General features: G+C 64.1%; 18 protein-coding genes. All 18 read left to right on the forward strand.

The annotated features are described in order from the left end of the window. Positions 1-26: 26 nt before the first annotated feature. The 18 genes from DOD19_RS00285 to DOD19_RS00370 all read left to right on the forward strand — a co-directional run bounded on the left by DOD19_RS00285 (position 27) and on the right by DOD19_RS00370 (position 20190). A complete protein-coding gene (locus DOD19_RS00285; protein ID WP_204360013.1) occupies positions 27-4739 on the forward strand; it encodes a glutamate synthase-related protein in 4713 nt (1570 codons plus the stop codon). Positions 4740-4880: 141 nt separating this feature from the next. Beyond that, positions 4881-6344 (forward strand): glutamate synthase subunit beta, encoded by a 1464-nt coding sequence (locus DOD19_RS00290; RefSeq protein ID WP_024977851.1) that lies wholly within the window; start codon positions 4881-4883, stop codon positions 6342-6344. Between the two features lie 233 nt (positions 6345-6577). Then, the gene (locus DOD19_RS00295) at positions 6578-7567 is read left to right on the forward strand and encodes a tripartite tricarboxylate transporter substrate binding protein (RefSeq protein WP_112183541.1); all 990 of its coding nucleotides are present in this window, start codon (positions 6578-6580) and stop codon (positions 7565-7567) included. A 268-nt stretch (positions 7568-7835) separates the two neighbouring features. Next, positions 7836-8669, forward strand: a complete 834-nt coding sequence (locus DOD19_RS00300; protein ID WP_024977849.1) for an ABC transporter ATP-binding protein — start codon at positions 7836-7838, stop codon at positions 8667-8669. Next, complete coding sequence (mlaE, locus tag DOD19_RS00305) at positions 8666-9433, forward strand: lipid asymmetry maintenance ABC transporter permease subunit MlaE (protein WP_112183451.1); 768 nt, start codon at positions 8666-8668, stop codon at positions 9431-9433. The genes DOD19_RS00300 and mlaE overlap by 4 nt, the downstream gene beginning before the upstream one ends. Before the next feature lie 37 nt (positions 9434-9470). After that, a complete protein-coding gene (mlaD, locus tag DOD19_RS00310) occupies positions 9471-9992 on the forward strand; it encodes an outer membrane lipid asymmetry maintenance protein MlaD (protein WP_112183453.1) in 522 nt (173 codons plus the stop codon). A gap of 3 nt (positions 9993-9995) precedes the next feature. Continuing rightward, a complete protein-coding gene (locus tag DOD19_RS00315) occupies positions 9996-10799 on the forward strand; it encodes a VacJ family lipoprotein (protein WP_112183455.1) in 804 nt (267 codons plus the stop codon). Between the two features lie 152 nt (positions 10800-10951). Next, positions 10952-11587, forward strand: coding sequence for a phospholipid-binding protein MlaC (locus tag DOD19_RS00320; RefSeq protein ID WP_024977845.1), 636 nt, complete (start codon positions 10952-10954; stop codon positions 11585-11587). A 74-nt stretch (positions 11588-11661) separates the two neighbouring features. After that, the gene (locus DOD19_RS00325) at positions 11662-11973 is read left to right on the forward strand and encodes an STAS domain-containing protein (RefSeq protein WP_024977844.1); all 312 of its coding nucleotides are present in this window, start codon (positions 11662-11664) and stop codon (positions 11971-11973) included. 250 nt (positions 11974-12223) lie between these two features. Next, a complete protein-coding gene (locus tag DOD19_RS00330; RefSeq protein WP_112183457.1) occupies positions 12224-13189 on the forward strand; it encodes an ABC transporter ATP-binding protein in 966 nt (321 codons plus the stop codon). Beyond that, the gene (locus DOD19_RS00335; protein WP_112183459.1) at positions 13186-13974 is read left to right on the forward strand and encodes an ABC transporter permease; all 789 of its coding nucleotides are present in this window, start codon (positions 13186-13188) and stop codon (positions 13972-13974) included. The genes DOD19_RS00330 and DOD19_RS00335 overlap by 4 nt, the downstream gene beginning before the upstream one ends. 174 nt (positions 13975-14148) lie before the next feature. Beyond that, positions 14149-14385 (forward strand): BolA family protein, encoded by a 237-nt coding sequence (locus tag DOD19_RS00340; RefSeq protein WP_024977841.1) that lies wholly within the window; start codon positions 14149-14151, stop codon positions 14383-14385. Positions 14386-14483: 98 nt separating this feature from the next. Next, positions 14484-15749, forward strand: coding sequence for a UDP-N-acetylglucosamine 1-carboxyvinyltransferase (gene murA, locus DOD19_RS00345; RefSeq protein WP_112183461.1), 1266 nt, complete (start codon positions 14484-14486; stop codon positions 15747-15749). Between the two features lie 19 nt (positions 15750-15768). Further along, positions 15769-16458 (forward strand): ATP phosphoribosyltransferase, encoded by a 690-nt coding sequence (gene hisG, locus DOD19_RS00350; protein WP_009241938.1) that lies wholly within the window; start codon positions 15769-15771, stop codon positions 16456-16458. Continuing rightward, positions 16455-17783: a histidinol dehydrogenase gene (hisD, locus tag DOD19_RS00355; protein WP_024977839.1), complete on the forward strand. Its 1329-nt coding sequence runs from the start codon at positions 16455-16457 to the stop codon at positions 17781-17783. Before hisG ends, hisD begins: the two co-directional genes overlap by 4 nt. A gap of 16 nt (positions 17784-17799) precedes the next feature. Further along, on the forward strand, positions 17800-18924 hold the full coding sequence (gene hisC / locus DOD19_RS00360) for a histidinol-phosphate transaminase (RefSeq protein WP_112183463.1): 1125 nt from the start codon (positions 17800-17802) through the stop codon (positions 18922-18924). Beyond that, positions 18921-19511, forward strand: coding sequence for an imidazoleglycerol-phosphate dehydratase HisB (gene hisB, locus DOD19_RS00365; protein WP_024977837.1), 591 nt, complete (start codon positions 18921-18923; stop codon positions 19509-19511). Before hisC ends, hisB begins: the two co-directional genes overlap by 4 nt. Positions 19512-19566: 55 nt before the next feature. Further along, positions 19567-20190: a MarC family protein gene (locus DOD19_RS00370; protein ID WP_024977836.1), complete on the forward strand. Its 624-nt coding sequence runs from the start codon at positions 19567-19569 to the stop codon at positions 20188-20190. Positions 20191-20194 lie beyond the last annotated feature (4 nt).

Raw genomic sequence — 20194 nt, forward strand, 5'->3', positions numbered from 1 at the left:
AGTACCCACAACCTCGGAAGATCGCCGTGGAACAACATTCCTTCCCCGCCGCACCGTCGGCCCAGGGTCTGTACGACCCGACCAATGAACATGACGCTTGCGGCGTCGGCTTCGTCGCTCACATCAAGGGCAAGAAGAGCCACGAGATCGTCCAGCAGGGTTTGCGCATCCTGCATAACCTCGACCACCGAGGCGCGGTCGGTGCTGATCCGCTGATGGGCGACGGCGCGGGCATCCTGCTGCAGATTCCCGACCAGTTCTTCCGTGAAGAAATGGCGAAGCAGGGCATCAACCTGCCGCCGGCCGGCGAATACGGCGTCGGTATGATCTTCCTGCCGAAGGAGCACGCGTCGCGCTTGGCCTGCGAACAGGAACTCGAGCGCACCGTGCGTCTGGAAGGCCAGGTCGTGCTGGGCTGGCGCGATGTTCCGGTCGACAAGACCATGCCGATGTCGCCGACGGTCCAGAAGACCGAGCCTGTGATCCGCCAGATCTTCATCGGGCGCGGTCGCGACATCATGACCACCGACGCGCTGGAGCGGAAGCTGTACGTGATCCGCAAGACGGCCAGCCACGCGATCCAGGCGCTCAAGCTCAAGCACGGTAAGGAATACTTCGTGCCGTCGATGTCGGCGCGCACGATCGTCTACAAGGGCCTGCTGCTGTGCGAACAGGTGGGCCGCTATTACCAGGACTTGGCAGACCCGCGTACGGTGTCGGCGCTGGCGCTGGTGCACCAGCGTTTCTCGACCAACACGTTCCCGGCCTGGGAGCTGGCGCACCCGTACCGCATGGTTGCGCACAACGGCGAAATCAACACCGTCAAGGGCAACGTCAACTGGATCAACGCGCGTACGGGCGGCATCTCGTCGCCGGTGCTGGGCGATGATCTGCCGAAGCTGTGGCCGCTGATCTATCCGGGCCAGTCGGATACCGCATCGTTCGACAACTGCCTCGAACTGCTGACGATGGCCGGCTACCCGTTGGCCCAGGCGATGATGATGATGATTCCGGAAGCGTGGGAACAGCACACGCTGATGGACGACAACCGTCGCGCCTTCTACGAATACCACGCCGCGATGATGGAGCCGTGGGACGGCCCCGCCGCCATCTGCTTTACCGACGGCCGTCAGATCGGCGCAACGCTCGACCGTAACGGCCTGCGTCCGGCGCGCTATTACGTGACCGACGACGACATGGTCGTGATGGCCTCGGAGGCCGGCGTGCTGCCGATTCCCGAGTCGCGCATCGTCAAGAAGTGGCGTCTGCAGCCGGGCAAGATGTTCCTGATCGACATGGAGCAGGGCCGCATCATCGACGACAAGGAACTCAAGGACAACCTGGCCAACGCCAAGCCCTACAAGAGCTGGATCGATGCCGTGCGCATCAAGCTCGACGAGCTGGACGCGAAGCCCGAAGACGTGGCCGCCGAGACCAAGCCGGCCGCCAAGCTGCTGGACCGCCAGCAGGCCTTCGCCTACACGCAGGAAGACGTCAAGTTCCTGATGACCCCGATGGCCGCCAACGGCGAAGAGGCCGCAGGCTCCATGGGTAACGACAGCCCGCTGGCCGTGCTGTCGTCCAAGAACAAGACGCTTTACAACTATTTCAAGCAACTGTTCGCGCAGGTCACGAACCCGCCGATCGACCCGATCCGCGAAAACGTGGTGATGTCGCTTGTCTCGTTCATCGGGCCGAAGCCGAACCTGCTTGAGCTGAACAACATCAACCCGCCGATGCGTCTTGAAGTGAGCCAGCCCGTGCTGGACTTCAAGGACATGGCGAAGATCCGCAACATCGAGCACTACACCGGCGGCAAGTTCATGGCTTACGAGCTGGACATCTGCTACCCGGTGGCGTGGGGCAAGGAAGGCATCGAAGCGCGTCTGGCCTCGCTGTGCGCCGAGGCGGTTGACGCGGTCAAGTCGGGCTACAACATCCTGATCGTGTCGGACCGTGCGGTCGACGAGAAGCAGGCTGCCATTCCGGCGCTGCTGGCCACGTCCGCCATCCACCATCACCTGGTGGAGAAGGGCTTGCGCACGAGCACCGGTCTGGTCGTCGAAACGGGTTCGGCCCGCGAAGTGCACCACTTCGCGCTGCTGGCCGGCTACGGCGCAGAAGCCGTGCATCCGTATCTGGCGATGGAGACGCTGGCCGAATTGGCGCCGGGTCTGGGCCTGACCGCCGAGAAAGCCATCTACAACTTCACCAAGGCGATCGGCAAGGGCCTGCACAAGGTGATGTCCAAGATGGGCATCTCGACGTACATGTCGTACACGGGTGCGCAAATCTTCGAAGCAATCGGCCTGTCGCGTGAACTGGTCGACAAGTACTTCCACGGCACCGCATCGAACGTGGGCGGCATCGGCATCTTCGAGGTGGCCGAAGAAGCGCTGCGCTTGCACCGTGACGCCTTTGGAGATGCACCGGTGCTGGCGAATATGCTGGACGCTGGTGGCGAATACGCCTATCGCGTCCGCGGCGAAGAGCACATGTGGACCCCGGATTCGATCGCCAAGCTGCAGCACGCGACGCGCGCGAATTCGTACCAGACGTACAAGGAATACGCGAACCTGATCAACGATCAGAGCAAGCGCCACATGACGCTGCGCGGTCTGTTCGAGTTCAAGGTGGACCCGGCACGCGCGATCCCGCTGGAAGAAGTGGAATCCGCCAAGGAGATCGTCAAGCGCTTTGCTACCGGCGCCATGTCGCTGGGTTCGATTTCGACCGAAGCGCACACCACGCTGGCCGTGGCGATGAACCGCATCGGCGGTAAGTCGAACACGGGTGAAGGCGGCGAAGACGAGCGCCGTTACCGCAATGAACTGCGCGGCATTCCCATCAAGCAGGGCACGAAGCTGTCGGACGTGATCGGCCGCGAAGTGGTCGAGCGCGATCTGGAACTGCAGGAAGGCGATTCGCTGCGCTCGAAGATCAAGCAGGTGGCGTCGGGCCGTTTTGGCGTGACGGCTGAGTACCTGGCTTCGGCTGATCAGATCCAGATCAAGATGGCGCAGGGCGCCAAGCCTGGCGAAGGCGGCCAACTGCCCGGCCACAAGGTGACGGACTACATCGGCAAGCTGCGTTATGCGGTGCCGGGCGTGGGCCTGATCTCGCCGCCGCCGCACCATGACATTTACTCGATTGAGGATCTGGCGCAGCTTATCCACGACCTGAAGAACGTGAATCCGCGTTCGGACGTGTCGGTCAAGCTGGTGTCGGAAGTGGGCGTGGGCACGGTGGCTGCAGGTGTCGCCAAGGCCAAGGCCGATCACGTGGTGATCGCGGGCCATGACGGCGGTACCGGTGCTTCGCCGTGGTCGTCGATCAAGCACGCCGGCACGCCGTGGGAACTGGGCCTGGCCGAGACGCAGCAGACGCTGATGCTCAATGGCCTGCGCAACCGCATCCGCGTGCAGGCCGACGGCCAGATGAAGACCGGCCGCGACGTGGTAATCGGCGCGCTGCTGGGCGCGGACGAGTTCGGCTTCGCTACAGCACCGCTGGTGGTCGAGGGCTGCATCATGATGCGCAAGTGCCACCTGAACACCTGCCCGGTGGGCGTGGCGACGCAGGATCCGGTGCTGCGCAAGAAGTTCTCGGGCAAGCCCGAGCATGTGGTGAATTACTTCTTCTTCGTGGCCGAAGAAGTGCGCGAAATCATGGCGCAGTTGGGCATCCGCACGTTCAACGAACTGATCGGCCGCGCGGACCTGCTCGACACGAAGTCCGGCATCGAACACTGGAAGGCCCGCGGTCTGGACTTCGCGCGCATCTTCTATCAGCCGGCCAAGAAGGAAGGCGAGCCGTGCTACCAAGTCGACGTGCAAGACCACGGCCTGGACCGCGCGCTGGATCACCAGCTCATCGAGAAGGCCAAGGCTGCGCTGGAAAAGGGCGAGCGCGTGTCGTTCATCCAGCCGGTGCGCAACGTCAACCGTACCGTGGGCGCGATGCTCTCGGGCGAAGTGGCCAAGCGCTACGGCCATGAAGGTCTGCCTGATGACTCGATCCACGTGCAGATGCAGGGCACGGCCGGCCAGTCGTTCGGTGCGTTCCTGGCGCACGGTGTGACGCTGGACCTGGTGGGCGACGGTAACGACTACGTGGGCAAGGGCCTGTCGGGCGGCCGCGTGATCGTGCGTCCGCCGCACGAGTTCCGCGGTGAGCCGACCAACAACATCATCGTCGGCAACACCGTGCTGTACGGCGCGCTGGCCGGTGAAGCGTACTTCAACGGCGTGGCCGGCGAGCGCTTCGCGGTGCGCAACTCCGGCGCCACCACGGTGGTGGAAGGCACGGGCGACCACGGCTGCGAATACATGACCGGTGGCACCGTCGTCGTGCTGGGCATCACCGGCCGCAACTTCGCGGCAGGCATGTCGGGTGGCGTCGCCTACGTCTATGACGAAGACGGCCTGTTCGACAAGCGCTGCAACACGGCGCAGGTCGCACTGGAATCCGTGCTGTCGGCAGCTGACCAGGAGAAGGCACATACCTCGGCGACCTGGCACAAGGTGAACGGCGAGCGCGTGCTAGACGAGCACCTGCTCAAGGCGCTGGTGGAAAAGCACTTCCGCTACACCGGTTCCGAGCGTGCCAAGGAGCTGCTGGCCGACTGGAACAACGCCCGTCGCCGCTTCGTCAAGGTCTTCCCGACCGAGTACAAGCGCGCCCTGGCCGAGATGTACGAGCGCGAACAGGAAGCCGGCCGCGAACAGATCGCAGCCTGATTCCCCTCGACTCGGCGAATGGTTGATCCGCGCGATCGGCCATTCGCCACCACCGAATACAACGCAACCTCACAAGACAGGCCCGACTGCCTGGCTAGCACGACTGTGCCAGCAGAGCAGCATCGGGTCAGGAAGGACACCATGGGCAAGGCGACCGGTTTTCTCGAATTTCCCCGCCAGAACGAGGCATACGAAGCGCCCGAAGCGCGCGTGAAGCATTACAAGGAGTTCGTGTTCGCGCTGGCGGACAACGAAGCCAAGATCCAGGGCGCACGTTGCATGGACTGCGGCATTCCGTTCTGCAACAACGGCTGCCCGGTCAACAACATCATCCCGGACTTCAACGATCTGGTGTATCGCCAGGACTGGAAGACGGCGATTGAAGTGCTGCACTCGACCAACAACTTCCCTGAGTTCACGGGCCGCATCTGCCCGGCGCCGTGCGAAGCGGCTTGCACGCTGGGCATCAACGAACTGCCGGTGGGCATCAAGTCGATCGAGCACGCCATCATCGACAAGGCCTGGAAAGAAGGCTGGGTCGCGCCCCAAGTGCCGAAGCACAAGACCGGCAAGACCGTGGCCGTGGTCGGCTCGGGCCCTGCGGGCATGGCTGCTGCGCAGCAACTGGCGCGCGCCGGTCACGATGTGACGCTGTTCGAAAAGAACGACCGCATTGGCGGCCTGCTGCGCTACGGCATCCCCGACTTCAAGCTGGAAAAGGCACAGATCGACCGCCGCATGCAACAGATGGAAGCCGAGGGCGTGACCTTCCGCACCGGCGTGATGGTGGGCGACAAGACGGTTCCGGCCGGCATCACCAACGACGCGCGGGAGATGATCTCTGCCGACGACATCCTTAAGCAATTCGACGCCGTCGTGCTGACGGGCGGTTCGGAAGTGCCGCGCGATCTGCCGGTGCCGGGCCGTGATCTGGACGGCGTGCATTACGCGCTGGAATTCCTGATCCCGCAGAACAAGGAAGTGGCCGGCGATGCGCCGAACCCGATCCGCGCCGATGGCAAGCACGTCATCGTGATCGGCGGTGGCGACACGGGCTCGGACTGCGTGGGCACGTCCAACCGCCATGGCGCCGCGTCGGTCACGCAGTTCGAACTGCTGCCGCGTCCGCCCGAAGAAGAGAACAAGCCGCTGGTGTGGCCGTACTGGCCGATCAAGCTGCGCACGTCGTCGTCGCACGACGAAGGTTGCGAGCGCGACTGGTCGGTTGCCACCAAGGCGCTTATCGGTGAAAACGGCCGCGTGACGGGCCTCACCGGTGTGCGCCTGGAGTGGAAGGACGGCAAGATGGCCGAAGTTGCAGGCAGCGAGTTCACGCTCAAGGCCGATCTCGTGTTGCTGGCGATGGGCTTTACGAACCCGGTCGGCGGCGTGCTGGATGCCTTCGGCGTGACGAAGGATGCGCGCAACAATGCGCGTGCCGCCACCGAAGGCGACAACGCCTACGCCACCAACGTGCCGAAGGTGTTCGCCGCCGGTGATGTGCGCCGCGGCCAGTCGCTCGTCGTGTGGGCCATCCGGGAAGGCCGCCAAGCCGCCCGCTCGGTCGACGCGTTTCTCATGGGCCATTCGGAACTGCCGCGCTGACCACGCGGTTGACCGGATGACTCAGGCCCGCCTTGGCGGGCCTTTTTATTTGTGACGCACGTGTTTTGGCGCGCGCGTCATGCCTCATGGTTTACGTCGACATGGTTTACATGAGTGCAGGGCGGACGGGCGGATTTCTAGAATGAGATCTCCTCGTGATCCCAACCTGCCTCATGCGACCTCGTGCCCGCAATGTGCGTGCTGATGTGCCCCACGCGCCCGATGTGCCGCATATGCCGGACCGGCAGCGGCGGCGGGCGCTTGCGTGGCTGGGTGTGCTGCCGGCAATGCTGACGTCGCCCGCGCATGCATTGCTGCAAGGGTATCCCTCGCAACCGCTGCGTCTGGTCGTGCCGGCGGCGGAAGGCAGTGCGTTTGATGCGCTCGCCCGGGCACTGGCGACGCAACTGCAACAGCAGGTCGGCCGCGAGGTGGGCGTCGAGGATCGCCCCGCAGCCAATGGCATGGCCGCCGGTGAGGCCGTTGCCCGCGCGCCATCTGATGGCCATACCTTGCTGCTTCAACAGACCACGTTCGTCGCTCAGCCCGCGCTGGAACCAGCGTCGTATGACCCGCTGCGTGACTTCCAACCGGTAGCGATGGTGGCCACGCTGCCGCTGTTTCTCGCTGTCGATGCGCGCTTGCCGATCTACTCCATCACCGATCTGCTTGCGCAGGCGCGCGGCGAGTCCGTCACGGTCAATTGCGGCTCGGATATCGTCGGCACGTGGTCGCACCTTGTCGCCGAGCAGTTTGTGCGCGACTACGCTTTCCATGCGCCGCATGTGGCCGTTCGCGGTGAAGCGGGGCTCGTGCAACAGGTCCTGGCCGGACGCATGTCGGCATGTTTCGCCTGCTATCCGAGCGTGGCGGCAGCCGCTGCCAATGGCCAGCTACGGTTGCTCGGGGTGACGGGGGGAGCTCGCTCGCGCTTCGCGCCCGCCGTGCCGACGCTACGCGAAGGCGGTCTCGCCGGATTCGATCGCAGCGCCTGGATCGGCACCTTCATGCCCGCGCGCACCCCCCGGCTTCTGTCGATACGCGCGGCGGCCGAACTGCGTCGCGCCGTCGCTTCAGGTGACGTTCACGCTACGTTGCGTGCTGGCGGCTTCGAGCCGGAGTGGGATGCCCCCGACACGTTTGCCCAAACCGTGCGCCGTGATGCCACGCACTGGCAGGGGATGATTCGCCAAGCCGATCTACGGCTCGATAGCGGCGAATAGGCCACTTCCACTGCCGGTCTGCAGCGCCAGCCCAACTTCGCAGGCGCACCACTTTCAGCAACCCGCAAGGGCCGAAAACCCGCGGCGCGGCGAACAAGCCACACTAACTGTCGGTAAGCAAGGCGTGACTGACGGGCTACGCGGGTTTCCACCTATAATGGCGGGCCGCGCGAAGCCGCCTCGTTTGGCGAGCCCGCGGAAGTCAAGACAACGAGATGCGGCAGCATGAAGCCGCCAACCTGCCGAGCCCTCTGCACCGATCTCTACCGTGTCCACCCAGCCTTCCAACGCCGTTGTCGAACTCGATCAGGTCGATTTCGCCTATCAGCCAGGCGCGCGGCGCATTCTGTCCGGCCTGTGCATGCGCGTGCCCAGGGGCAGCGTGGTGGCCGTCATGGGTGGCTCCGGTTGCGGCAAGACGACGATTCTGCGCTTGATTGGCGGCCAAGTGGCCGCTGCCGCCGGCACAGTGCGCGTACACGGCCAGGACATCGGCGCCATGGGCAAGCGTGAGCTGTACGCGGCACGCCGGCAGATGGGCATGCTGTTCCAGTTCGGAGCGCTGTTTACCGATCTGTCCGTGTTCGACAATGTGGCATTTCCACTGCGCGAACATACCGAACTGCCCGAACTGCTCATCCGCGATCTGGTGCTGATGAAGCTCAACGCCGTCGGCCTGCGCGGTGCGCGCGACCTGATGCCCTCAGAGATTTCCGGCGGTATGGCGCGGCGCGTGGCATTGGCGCGGGCGATCGCGCTCGATCCGTCGCTCCTCCTTTACGACGAGCCGTTCGCCGGGCTGGACCCGATCTCGCTGGGCCTGACCGCCTCGCTCATCCGCAAGCTGAACGACGCGCTGGGCGCGACCAGCATCATCGTCTCGCACGACGTGCAGGAGACGTTCCGCATCGCCGATTACGTCTACTTCATCGCCAACGGTAGCATTGCCGCGCAGGGCACGCCGGCTGAGCTCACCGCGTCGACCGATCCGTTTGTGCGCCAGTTCGTGCGTGGCGAGGCGGACGGCCCTGTGCCGTTCCACTATCCTGGGGCGCCCCTGGCCGATGACTTCGGTCTGGGCAAGAACGGAGGCGCACGGTGATCTCTACCATCGGCCGCTTTGTCCTGGTGCTGGTCAGCCGCTTCGGCTACGCCGCGCGCACGTTGATTTCGCTCATTGGCGCTTCCGGCGATGTGCTTCGCCGCCCGCGCCTGGTGATCGAGCAACTGCGCTTCGTCGGCAATGATTCGTTCATCATCATTGCCGTATCGGGCCTGTTCGTTGGTTTCGTGCTTGGCTTGCAGGGTTACAACACACTTAACCGATACGGCTCCGAGCAGGCGCTGGGCCTGCTGGTGGCGCTGTCGCTGGTGCGCGAACTGGGGCCGGTGGTGACGGCACTACTGTTTGCCGGTCGCGCCGGTACCTCGCTCACGGCCGAGATCGGCTTGATGAAAGCCGGCGAGCAACTGATCGCCATGGAAATGATGGGCGTCGATCCGCTAGCCCGCGTGCTGGCGCCGCGCTTCTGGGCGGGTTTCATTGCCATGCCGCTGCTGGCCGCGATTTTCAGTGCGGTGGGTATTCTGGGCGGATACTTCGTCGGGGTCGGGCTGATTGGCGTGGACCCTGGGGCGTTCTGGTCGCAGATGCAGGCCGGCGTGGATGTCATGGACGACGTGCTTAACGGCGTCATCAAGAGTGTCGTGTTTGGTGTGGCGGTCACCTTCATTGCGCTGTATCAGGGCTATGAGGCCAAGGCCACGCCGGAAGGCGTCTCGCGCGCGACTACCCGGACGGTGGTGATCGCGTCGCTCACCGTGCTGGCGCTGGATTTCGTGCTCACGGCACTGATGTTCAGCTGAGCCGCCGGTTGTCGTTAGCGTTCAACGAGAAAAGATCATGCGTAAAAGCGTCCTCGATTTCTGGGTCGGCCTATTCGTTCTGGTGGGCATCATTGCGCTGCTATTCCTGGCGCTCAAGGCGGGCAATATGAGCTCGTTCTCGTTTGCCAAGACTTACCAGGTGAAAGCGGCCTTCGACAATATCGGCGGTTTGAAGGTGCGGGCTCCGGTCAAGAGTTCGGGTGTGGTGGTCGGCCGTGTGTCGCAGATCCTCTTCGACGACAAGAGCTACCAGGCAATCGCCGTGCTCGATATGGATCAGCGTTATCAGTTTCCGAAAGACAGTTCGGCCAAGGTCCTGACCTCGGGTCTGCTGGGTGAGCAATACATCGGTATTGAACCGGGCGGCGACTCGGCCATGCTTGCCAGCGGCAGCAAGATCACGATGACGCAGTCGGCGGTGGTGCTGGAAAACCTGATCAGCCAGTTCCTTTACAGCAAGGCCGCGGATGCCGGTGCCGGCAGCGCTAATGGCAGTGCCGGCGGAGCCAAGCCGGTCGAGGGCAGTGGGAGCAAATAAACCATGAAAACAACAACATCCATCCGTGCGCTGCGCGGCTTTGCGCTGGCCGTGGCTGCAGGCGCCTCGCTGCTGGCCGGCTGTGCCACCGGGCCGAATGCCAATCCGGCCGATCCGATCGAGCCGTTCAACCGCGAAGTCTTCCGCATCAATGAGGACCTCGACAAGGGCGTGCTGAAGCCGGTTGCGCAAACGTATGTCGATGTGGTGCCGTCGCCGGCGCGCACGGCGGTGTCGAACTTCTTCTCGAATGCAGGCGATGTCTATTCGGCCGTCAACAACCTGCTGCAGTTGAAGGGCACGGCCGCGCTGGAAGACACCATGCGTGTGGCGATCAATACGGTGCTGGGTCTGGGGGGGCTGATCGACATCGCGTCGGACGCCGGCCTGCCCAAGCACAAGGAAGACTTCGGCCAGACACTGGGTGTATGGGGTGTGCCGTCGGGTCCGTACGTCGTCTGGCCGTTGCTTGGTCCGAGCACCGCACGTGACACTGTGGGGTTCCTGGTGGACTGGCAGATGGATCCGCTCACGTACTGGCACGACAGCGCAGTCACCTACTCGCTGGCCGCCCTGCGCGTGGTCGACGTGCGTGCGAACCTGCTTGGGGCCAGCAACGTGCTCGAACAGGCCGCTGTCGACAAGTACACCTTCCTGCGCGATGCCTATCTGCAGCGCCGCCGCTACCTGATCTATGACGGCAACCTGCCGGAAGATCAGGACAACAAGAAATCGCCGGATACCGGTGACGCCACGGTCTCGCCGTACCAGCGCTTCACCCCCAACTGGCCGGTATTTCGTCGCTGATCGGTACACGTAACAAGGTCGCCTCAAAGGTGACAAGGCGTAAAACTGGCCGGCCCGCACGAACTTGCCTGCGGGCGGTCTGTTCTAATCGCCAACAAGATTGCGGCGAATGTGCCGCAAGCGACCCGAAAATCACACTATAAGGACGCGATATGTTGAAGAAGCTTCTCCGCTCCCTGTTCGCCGGCCTCACGCTGACGGCTGCCGTTGCAGCCGCGCCGGTCCACGCTCAGGAAGCGGATGCACAGGCCACCGTCAAGACGGCTGTGGACGACGTGCTCACCACCATCAAGAGCGATCCGGAGCTGCGTGGCGGAAACATGACCAAGGTGTACCAGCTCGTCGACCAGAAGATCGTGCCGCGCGCCGATTTCAAGCGCACCACGCAGATCGCCATGGGCCGCTTCTGGAACCAGGCGTCGCCGGAGCAACAGCAGCAGATTCAGGAAAGCTTCAAAACGTTGCTGATCCGCACTTACGCCGGCGCGCTGTCGAACGTGAAGAACCAAACCGTTTCGTACAAGCCGTTCCGTGCGGCCGCGGATGACACCGACGTGGTGGTGCGTTCGACCGTGAACAACAACGGCGAGCCGGTGGCCTTGGATTACCGCCTGGAAAAGACGGCCGGTGGCTGGAAGGTGTACGACATCAACATCAGCGGCCTGTGGCTGTCTGAAACGTACAAGAACCAGTTTGCCGATGTCATCAGCAAGCGGGGCGGCGTGGCCGGCCTGGTGAGCTTCCTGAACGAGCGCAACACGCAGCTCGAGAAGGCTCCGGCAAAGTAAGCAGCCTTCCGGTAGAATCGACACAGCGGTCAACTCTGGCCGCTGTTTCTTTTTCTGACGCATCCATTTCCACCATGTTGACCTTGTCCGGCCCGCTGACTCACCGCGAAGCGCCGCGCGTTCTGCGCGAGGGCGAGGCTCAGCTCGGCCAAGCGCGCGAAGCCGGCATTGCCGCACTGCACGTCGATTGCGCCGGCTTGTCGCAGGTCGATTCGTCCGCGCTGGCGGTGCTGCTGTCATGGCAGCGCACCGCACAGGATGCCGGTATCGCGCTCGATATCGCAGGCGCTCCGCAAGCGCTGTCCAACCTCGCCACGCTGTACGGCGTGGAGTCTCTGCTGGCCGTCGCGCCGGCCCCTGCCGCCGACCATCACGCTCGACATTGAGGCGGCGTCCGGTGTGGGCGCGGGGTGATTGCCCCGAACCCATCATCGCGATGCCGCGCTCCGGTCGGGGCGTTGCGCGCGCCCTCGGCATTCGCGGTTCGGCGTCGTTAGCTGTGGCGCCGTGAGTTGGTGCAGTTCCCCTATAATTCTGGGTTTGTCGCTCTGCAGCCGCCGTGTGCGGTATCCGCGGCCGTCACGGTCTTGTCGATCCACGGCCCTGGGATGCGCAGAGTAGTTCACTTTGTCGGCCATGAAAGCCATCGAAATCGCTGACGTCCGCAAGCGCTACAAGTCGTTGCAAGCGCTAAAGGGCGTGAGCTTGTCTGTCGAGCAGGGCGAGTTTTTCGGCCTGCTGGGCCCCAACGGCGCGGGCAAGACCACGCTGATCTCCATCCTCGCGGGCCTGAATCGTGCCGATTCCGGCCACGTACGTGTGCTCGGTCACGACGTTGTTTCCGACTACCGCATGGCGCGCCGCAAGCTCGGCGTGGTGCCGCAGGAACTGGTGTTCGATCCGTTTTTCACGGTGCGCGAGACGCTGCGCCTGCAGTCGGGCTATTTCGGCCTGACCAAGAACGACGACTGGATCGATGAGGTCATGGCCAACCTGGACCTCACCAGTAAGGCAGACGCCAACATGCGCGCGCTGTCGGGCGGCATGAAGCGCCGCGTGCTGGTGGCGCAGGCCCTGGTACACCGCCCGCCCGTGATCGTGCTGGACGAGCCGACCGCCGGCGTGGACGTCGAGTTGCGCCAGACGCTGTGGAAATTCATCTCGCGGCTGAACCGCGAAGGCCATACCGTCGTGCTGACCACGCACTACCTGGAAGAAGCCGAATCTCTGTGCGACCGCATCGCCATGCTCAAGTTTGGCGAAGTGGTGGCGCTCGATCGCACGGCGAATCTGCTCTCGCAATTTGCCGGGCTGCAATTGGTGCTGAGCTTTGCGAAGGGAGCGCTGCCCGCGTCGCTGGAAGCCGTGCGCCTGCCGGGCAACCACGGCGAGCGCGGTGTGCGCTTGCGCCTGTCGGGCTATGGCGAAGTCGAACAGCTTCTCTCCACGTGCCGCCTCGCCGGCTGCGAGATCGACGACATGGAAGTCGCCAAGGCTGATCTGGAAGACGTGTTCGTGCAGATCATGCGCCGCGAAGGTGGCTTGCCGGTCGGGCCTCAAGCGCCTGCCATTCCCGATTCTGCGCTGGAGCCCGCTGCATGAACGCCATTCCCGAGAGCTTGCCGGGCCGTTGGGTCGGTTTCCGCACGCTGCTTTACAAGGAGGTGCTGCGCTTCTGGAAGGTGAGCTTCCAGACCGTGGCCGCGCCGGTGCTGACCGCGCTTCTGTATCTGCTGATCTTCGGTCACGTGCTGGAAGATCGCGTCAAGGTGTTCGACCAGCTGAGCTACACCGCTTTCCTGGTGCCCGGTCTGGTGATGATGAGTGTGCTGCAGAACGCATTCGCAAACAGTTCGTCTTCGCTCATCCAGTCGAAGATCACCGGCAACCTGGTGTTCATCATGCTGCCGCCGCTGTCGCACTGGGAAATGTTTGGCGCGTACGTGTGCGCGTCCGTCATTCGCGGTCTGGCTGTGGGTACGGGCGTGCTGGTCGTGACGACCTTGTTTGCGCATCTGCACTTCGCGCAGCCCTTGTGGATCATCGTGTTTGCGGTGCTGGGCGCGAGCGTGCTGGGCACGCTGGGGCTCATCGCGGGCATCTGGGCTGAAAAGTTCGACCAGCTGGCGGCGTTCCAGAACTTTTTGATCGTGCCGGCCACCTTCCTGGCGGGCGTGTTCTATTCGATTCATTCGCTGCCGCCGTTTTGGCAGGCGGTGTCCCACGCCAACCCGTTCTTCTACATGATCGACGGCTTCCGCTACGGCTTCTTCGGTGTGTCCGATGTGCCGGTGACGACGAGCCTCGGCGTGATGCTGATCGCGCTGGTCGTGGTGGGGGGAGTGGCCCTGCAGATGCTGCGCACGGGCTACAAGCTGCGCCATTGATGCGTCGATAAGAGACCGCTGAAAAATGATTCTGACGGCCCAGGGCCTCCTTGCCGTACTGCATGTAGCGTCTGCATCGGCCCTGAACCCTCAGAACCGCTTCGCTTCATTTTGCGGCGGTCTCTAAAAACAACAACGACGCACCACCCTAACGTTTTTGGAGAAGGGACGGCTATGTTGCCCACACCCGAACAAGTCAAGCAGTACATCGAAACCGGTCTGCCGTGCGAGCACCTCGAAGTGGAGGGCGACGGCCAGCATTTTTTTGCCACCATCGTCAGCGGGCAATTTGAAGGCAAGCGGTTGATCCAGCGTCACCAGCTCGTCTACGCAGCGCTGGGTGAGCGGATGCGCGCGGAAATCCACGCGCTTTCCATGAAGACGCTCACCCCGGCGGAGTGGCAGTCCTGATGGCCGAGCTTGATCCCACCCCGGTTACCGTTTCAACCGATTCCGACCTCGCGCTCGCTGAGCGCCCCTCTCAAAGTGATCGACGAGACGTCTCGCTCATGGACAAACTGCTGATCGAAGGCAATGGCCCGTTGTCGGGCGAAATCCGCGTGTCTGGCGCCAAGAACGCTGCGCTGCCCATCATGTGTGCCGCGCTGCTGACGGCCGAGCCGCTGGCGCTGAGCAACGTGCCGAACCTGCAAGACGTGCGCACGATGCTCAAACTGCTGCGCCAGATGGGCGTGGAAGGTGCGCTCGACGGTCACCACCTCACGCTCGACGCCGCGACCATCCACACGCCGGAAGCTTCGTACGACCTGGTGAAGACCATGCGTGCGTCGATCCTGGTGCTGGGCCCGCTGCTGGCGCGTTTCGGCCATGCGCGTGTGTCGCTGCCGGGCGGTTGCGGTATCGGCGCGCGTCCGGTCGATCAGCACATCAAGGGCCTGCAACTGATGGGCGCCGAGATCGTCATCGAGCACGGCTACATCGAAGCCAAGCTGCCTGAGGGCGCCAAGCGCCTGCGTGGGGCGCGCATTGTCACTGACATGGTGACGGTCACGGGCACCGAAAACCTGCTGATGGCCGCTGCGCTGGCCGACGGCGAAACCGTGCTGGAAAACGCAGCACGCGAGCCCGAAGTCACCGACCTGGCCAACCTGCTCGTGAAGATGGGCGCGCGCATCGAAGGCATCGGCACCGACCGCCTGGTGATCCAGGGCGTTGAAGCGCTGCACGGCGCCGCCCACACGGTGATTGCCGATCGCATCGAAGCCGGCACGTTCCTGTGTGCCGTGGCTGCGGCCGGCGGCGACGTGACGCTGCGCGGCGTGCCGCCCGGCATTCTGGATGCCGTGCTCGACAAGCTGCGCGAAGCCGGCGTGACGCTCACCACAGGCGACGATTGGATCCGTGTGCAGATGACGGGCCGCCCCAAGGCAGTGAGCTTCCGCACGTCGGAATACCCGGCGTTCCCCACCGACATGCAGGCGCAGTTCATGATGCTCAACGCCATTGCTGAAGGTTCCGCCACGGTAACGGAGACCATCTTCGAAAACCGCTTCATGCACGTGCAGGAACTGAACCGCCTGGGCGCCAATATCGTCATCGATGGCAAGACGGCGGTGGTGACGGGCGTCGAGCAATTGTCGGGTGCGACCGTCATGGCGACCGATCTGCGCGCCTCGGCCAGCCTCGTCATTGCCGGCTTGATCGCGCAGGGCGAGACGCTGGTCGACCGCATCTATCACCTCGACCGCGGCTACGACCGCATCGAAGACAAGCTGTCCGCTGTCGGCGCCAAGATCCGCCGCATTCAAGCGTAAGGTAAGGAACCCGCCGGCCATGAACGCATTCCAGTCCGCCTCCAACCAGCTCACGCTGGCGCTGTCCAAAGGGCGCATCTTTGAAGAGACGCTGCCGCTGCTGAAGGCCGCCGGCATCGAGGTGACCGAAGATCCGGAAACCTCGCGCAAGCTGATTCTGCCGACGTCGGATCCGGCGCTGCGCGTGATCATCGTGCGCGCGTCCGACGTGCCGACCTACGTGCAATACGGCGCGGCGGACTTCGGCGTAGCCGGCCGCGACGTGTTGATGGAGCACGGCATGGCCGGCCTGTATGCGCCCATCGACCTGAACATCGCCCGCTGCCGCATGTCGGTGGCAGTGCCCAAGGGCTTCGATTACGCCAACGCGGTGCGCCAGGGCGCGCGCCTGTCGGTGGCGACGAAGTATCTGAATACCGCGCGCGAGCACTTCGCCAAGAAGGGCGTGCACGTCGACCTGATCAAGCTGTATGGCTCGATGGAGCTGGGCCCGCTGGTGGGCCTGGCTGACGCCATCGTTGATCTGGTCAGCACGGGCGGCACGCTGCGCGCGAACAACCTCGTCGAGGTGGAAGAGATCGTGCAGATATCTTCCCGGCTGGTCGTCAACCAGGCTGCGTTGAAACTCAAGCGCGACCGGCTGGCGCCCATCCTCGACGCTTTCGAGCGCGCCTCCGCGACGGACGCGCGCGTTGGGGAAGCCGCATGAGCCTGACCATCCGTAAGCTGGATTCGACCGAAGCCGGATTCGCGGCGCAGCTGCGCCAGGTGCTCGCTTTCGAGGCGAGCGAAGACGAAGCCATCGACCGCGCCGCCGCGCAGATCCTGGCCGACGTGAAGGCGCGCGGCGATGCCGCCGTGCTGGAGGCCACGCGCCGCTTCGACCGCATCGAAGCCGACAGCGTGGCCGCGCTGGAACTGTCGCCAGCCACCCTGCAAGCCGCGCTGGATGGCCTGGAGCCGAAGCGCCGCGCGGCACTGGAAGCCGCTGCTGCCCGCGTGCGCGCGTATCACGAGAAGCAGAAGATCGAGTGCGGCACGCACAGCTGGGAATACGCCGAAGCCGATGGCACGGTGCTCGGCCAGAAAGTGACGCCGCTCGACCGCGTGGGCATTTACGTGCCGGGCGGCAAGGCGGCATACCCGTCGTCGGTGTTGATGAATGCGATTCCGGCTCGCGTGGCCGGCGTCAAGGAAATCATCATGGTGGTGCCCACGCCGGGTGGCGTGCGCAATGAGCTGGTGCTGGCTGCTGCTTGCATTGCCGGCGTCGACCGCGTGTTCACCATCGGCGGCGCGCAGGCTGTGGGTGCGCTCGCTTACGGCACCGACACCGTCCCCGCCGTCGACAAGATCGTCGGCCCGGGTAACGCCTATGTGGCCGCTGCCAAGCGTCGCGTGTTCGGCACGGTTGGCATCGACATGATTGCCGGTCCGTCGGAAATCCTCGTCATCTGCGATGGCACGACCGATCCGGATTGGGTGGCGATGGACTTGTTCTCGCAAGCCGAGCACGACGAACTGGCCCAGTCGATCCTGCTGTGCCCGAACGCAGAGTTCATCGCGCAGGTGGAAGCCAGCATCAACCGCCAGCTCGAAGACATGCCGCGCCGTAGCGTGATTGCCGAATCGCTGTCGGGCCGTGGCGCGCTGGTCAAGGTGCGCGACATGGAAGAGGCCTGCGACATCGCCAACGACATCGCCCCCGAACATCTGGAGATTTCGGCAGAGAACCCGCGCCAGTGGGCCGAGCGCATCCGCCACGCCGGCGCGATCTTCCTCGGCAAGTACACCAGCGAATCGCTGGGCGATTACTGCGCGGGTCCGAACCACGTGTTGCCGACCTCGCGCACGGCGCGCTTCTCATCGCCGCTGGGCGTGTACGACTTCATCAAGCGTTCCAGCCTGATCGAGGTGAGCGAAGCCGGCGCGCAGATGCTGGGCGAGATTGCTGCCGAGCTGGCCTATGGCGAAGGCCTGCAGGCGCATGCCCGCAGCGCTGAATATCGCCTGCAACGCCCCGCCTCCGAATAACACTCGCCGCACAACGATGACCGCCACCGCTCCGGCCCAAGCCTCTCTGGATGACCTGCTCGCCCGCATAGTGCGCGACGACGTTCGCGCCATGGGTGCGTACCACGTGCCCGACGCGACCGGCATGGTCAAGCTGGACGCGATGGAGAATCCGTATCCGCTGCCGGCGATGCTGCGCGACGCGCTGGGCAAGCGCCTGGCCGAAGTCGCGCTCAATCGCTACCCGGTGCCGACCGCCGACGCGCTCAAGGCGCAGCTCAAGCAGGTGATGCACGTGCCGGCCGGCGCCGAGGTGCTGCTGGGCAACGGCTCGGACGAGATCATCAGCCTGATCGCCATTGCCGCGGCCAAGCCCGGTGCGACCGTGCTGGCGCCCGTGCCGGGCTTCGTGATGTATGCGATGTCGGCGCAGTTGCTGGGCCTGAACTTCGTCGGCGTGCCGCTCAAGGCGGACCTGACGCTCGACCGTGAAGCCATGCTGGCCGCCATGGCCGAGCACCAGCCCGCCGTCATCTACCTGGCGTATCCGAATAACCCGACCGGCAATCTGTTCGACGCGGCCGACATGGACGCGATCATCCGCGCCGCTCGCGGCCCCGTGTGCCAGAGCCTGGTGGTGGTCGACGAGGCGTACCAGCCGTTCGCGCAACATAGCTGGATGCCGCGCCTGTGCGATTTCGATCACCTCCTGGTGATGCGCACGGTCTCGAAGCTGGGCCTGGCCGGCATCCGCCTCGGCTACGTGGCCGGCCACCCGAAGTGGATCGCCGAGCTGGACAAGGTGCGTCCGCCGTACAACGTGAACGTGCTGACCGAGGCGACTGCCCAGTTCATGCTCGAACACGTGGATGTGCTGGATGCCCAGGCAGCGACCCTGCGCGCCGAGCGCACCAAGTTGATCGATGCGCTGTCGGCCCAACCGGGCGTGACAGTGTTCCCGAGCGCGGCAAATTTCATCCTGCTGCGCGTGCCCGATGCCGCCGCTTTGTTCGAGCGCCTGCTCAATCGGCGGATTCTGATTAAAAACGTCAGTAAAATGCACCCGTTGCTGGCCAACTGTCTGCGCGTGACGGTCAGCAATCCCGAAGAAAACGCGCAATTTATCGATGCCTTTGCCGCATCGGTGCAGGAAGCCCCATGAGCCGCCGTGTCGAGGTCACTCGCAACACCTCTGAAACGCAGATCCGCGTCGCCCTTGATTTGGACGGCACGGGCAAGCAAACGCTGAACACCGGCGTCCCCTTCCTCGACCACATGCTCGACCAGATCGCCCGACATGGCATGGTCGACCTGGACGTCTCGGCCACCGGCGACACCCATATCGACGATCATCACACCGTGGAAGACGTCGGCATCACGCTGGGCCAGGCCGTCGCCAAAGCCATCGGCGACAAGAAGGGCATCGTGCGCTACGGCCACAGCTACGTGCCGCTGGACGAAGCCCTGTCGCGCGTGGTCATCGACTTCTCCGGCCGTCCGGGCCTGGAGTTCCACGTGCCGTTCACGCGCGCACGCGTGGGCAATTTTGACGTGGACCTGTCCATCGAATTCTTCCGCGGGTTCGTCAACCATGCTGGCGTGACGCTGCATATCGACAACCTGCGCGGCGTCAACGCACACCACCAGATCGAGACCGTGTTCAAGGCCTTTGGACGCGCGCTGCGCATGGCGGTGGAGATCGACCCGCGCGCTGCCGGCACGATTCCGTCGACCAAGGGCGCCCTGTAAATCACTGCGTCGGCCTGGCCGCGCCTACCCGACTCCAACACCGGCCGCCGATCCGATGGATCTGACAAAAAGCTTTTTCTCGCTGCTCGCGCTGATCAACCCGATCGGGGCGATCCCGTTCTTCATCAGCCTGACCGAGAGCCAGACGGATGAAGAAAAGCGCCGCACCATCAAGGTCGCGTCGATTTCGGTGGCGATCGTGATTGGCCTGTCTGCGTTGCTTGGCGAGCAGATCATCAGCTTTTTCGGGTTCTCGGTGGGCTCGCTGCAGGTCGGCGGCGGGATCATCATGATCATGATCGCGCTGAACATGCTCAATGCGCAGACCAGCCGCACCAAGGCCACGCCCGAAGAAGAGGACGAGGCCGGTGCCAAGGCCAGCATTGCGGTTGTGCCGCTGGCGATTCCGCTGCTCACGGGCCCGGGCTCGATCAGCACGGTCATCGTCTACGCTGGCAAGACCAAGCATTGGTGGGACTTGTTTCTCCTGGCTGGGGTCGGTGTTGCGATCGCGGCCGTGGTCTGGATCGTGTTGCGCGCGGCCGAGCCGATCGCCCGTGTGATCGGTCGCACCGGCATCAACGTCGGTACGCGGTTGATGGGTTTGATCCTGGCGGCGCTGGCCGTGGAATTCATCGTTGATGGGCTGAAAACCCTGTTGCCCGTACTTAGGGCCTAAGTTA

This window comes from Ralstonia sp. GX3-BWBA (assembly GCF_003290055.1).
Taxonomy (GTDB): domain Bacteria; phylum Pseudomonadota; class Gammaproteobacteria; order Burkholderiales; family Burkholderiaceae; genus Ralstonia; species Ralstonia holmesii.

What these genes read in the sequence shown, in the direction of transcription:
- DOD19_RS00325 (WP_024977844.1), top strand. Translation starts at nt 11,662, where the DNA reads ATGTTGACCTTGTCCGGCCCGCTGACTCACCGCGAAGCGCCGCGCGTT.
- DOD19_RS00340 (WP_024977841.1), top strand. Translation starts at nt 14,149, where the DNA reads ATGTTGCCCACACCCGAACAAGTCAAGCAGTACATCGAAACCGGTCTG.
- DOD19_RS00315 (WP_112183455.1), top strand. Translation starts at nt 9,996, where the DNA reads ATGAAAACAACAACATCCATCCGTGCGCTGCGCGGCTTTGCGCTGGCC.
- hisG (WP_009241938.1), top strand. Translation starts at nt 15,769, where the DNA reads ATGAACGCATTCCAGTCCGCCTCCAACCAGCTCACGCTGGCGCTGTCC.
- DOD19_RS00320 (WP_024977845.1), top strand. Translation starts at nt 10,952, where the DNA reads ATGTTGAAGAAGCTTCTCCGCTCCCTGTTCGCCGGCCTCACGCTGACG.
- DOD19_RS00290 (WP_024977851.1), top strand. Translation starts at nt 4,881, where the DNA reads ATGGGCAAGGCGACCGGTTTTCTCGAATTTCCCCGCCAGAACGAGGCA.
- DOD19_RS00370 (WP_024977836.1), top strand. Translation starts at nt 19,567, where the DNA reads ATGGATCTGACAAAAAGCTTTTTCTCGCTGCTCGCGCTGATCAACCCG.
- hisC (WP_112183463.1), top strand. Translation starts at nt 17,800, where the DNA reads ATGACCGCCACCGCTCCGGCCCAAGCCTCTCTGGATGACCTGCTCGCC.
- hisB (WP_024977837.1), top strand. Translation starts at nt 18,921, where the DNA reads ATGAGCCGCCGTGTCGAGGTCACTCGCAACACCTCTGAAACGCAGATC.
- DOD19_RS00335 (WP_112183459.1), top strand. Translation starts at nt 13,186, where the DNA reads ATGAACGCCATTCCCGAGAGCTTGCCGGGCCGTTGGGTCGGTTTCCGC.
- DOD19_RS00330 (WP_112183457.1), top strand. Translation starts at nt 12,224, where the DNA reads ATGAAAGCCATCGAAATCGCTGACGTCCGCAAGCGCTACAAGTCGTTG.
- murA (WP_112183461.1), top strand. Translation starts at nt 14,484, where the DNA reads ATGGACAAACTGCTGATCGAAGGCAATGGCCCGTTGTCGGGCGAAATC.
- mlaD (WP_112183453.1), top strand. Translation starts at nt 9,471, where the DNA reads ATGCGTAAAAGCGTCCTCGATTTCTGGGTCGGCCTATTCGTTCTGGTG.
- DOD19_RS00295 (WP_112183541.1), top strand. Translation starts at nt 6,578, where the DNA reads ATGCCGGACCGGCAGCGGCGGCGGGCGCTTGCGTGGCTGGGTGTGCTG.
- hisD (WP_024977839.1), top strand. Translation starts at nt 16,455, where the DNA reads ATGAGCCTGACCATCCGTAAGCTGGATTCGACCGAAGCCGGATTCGCG.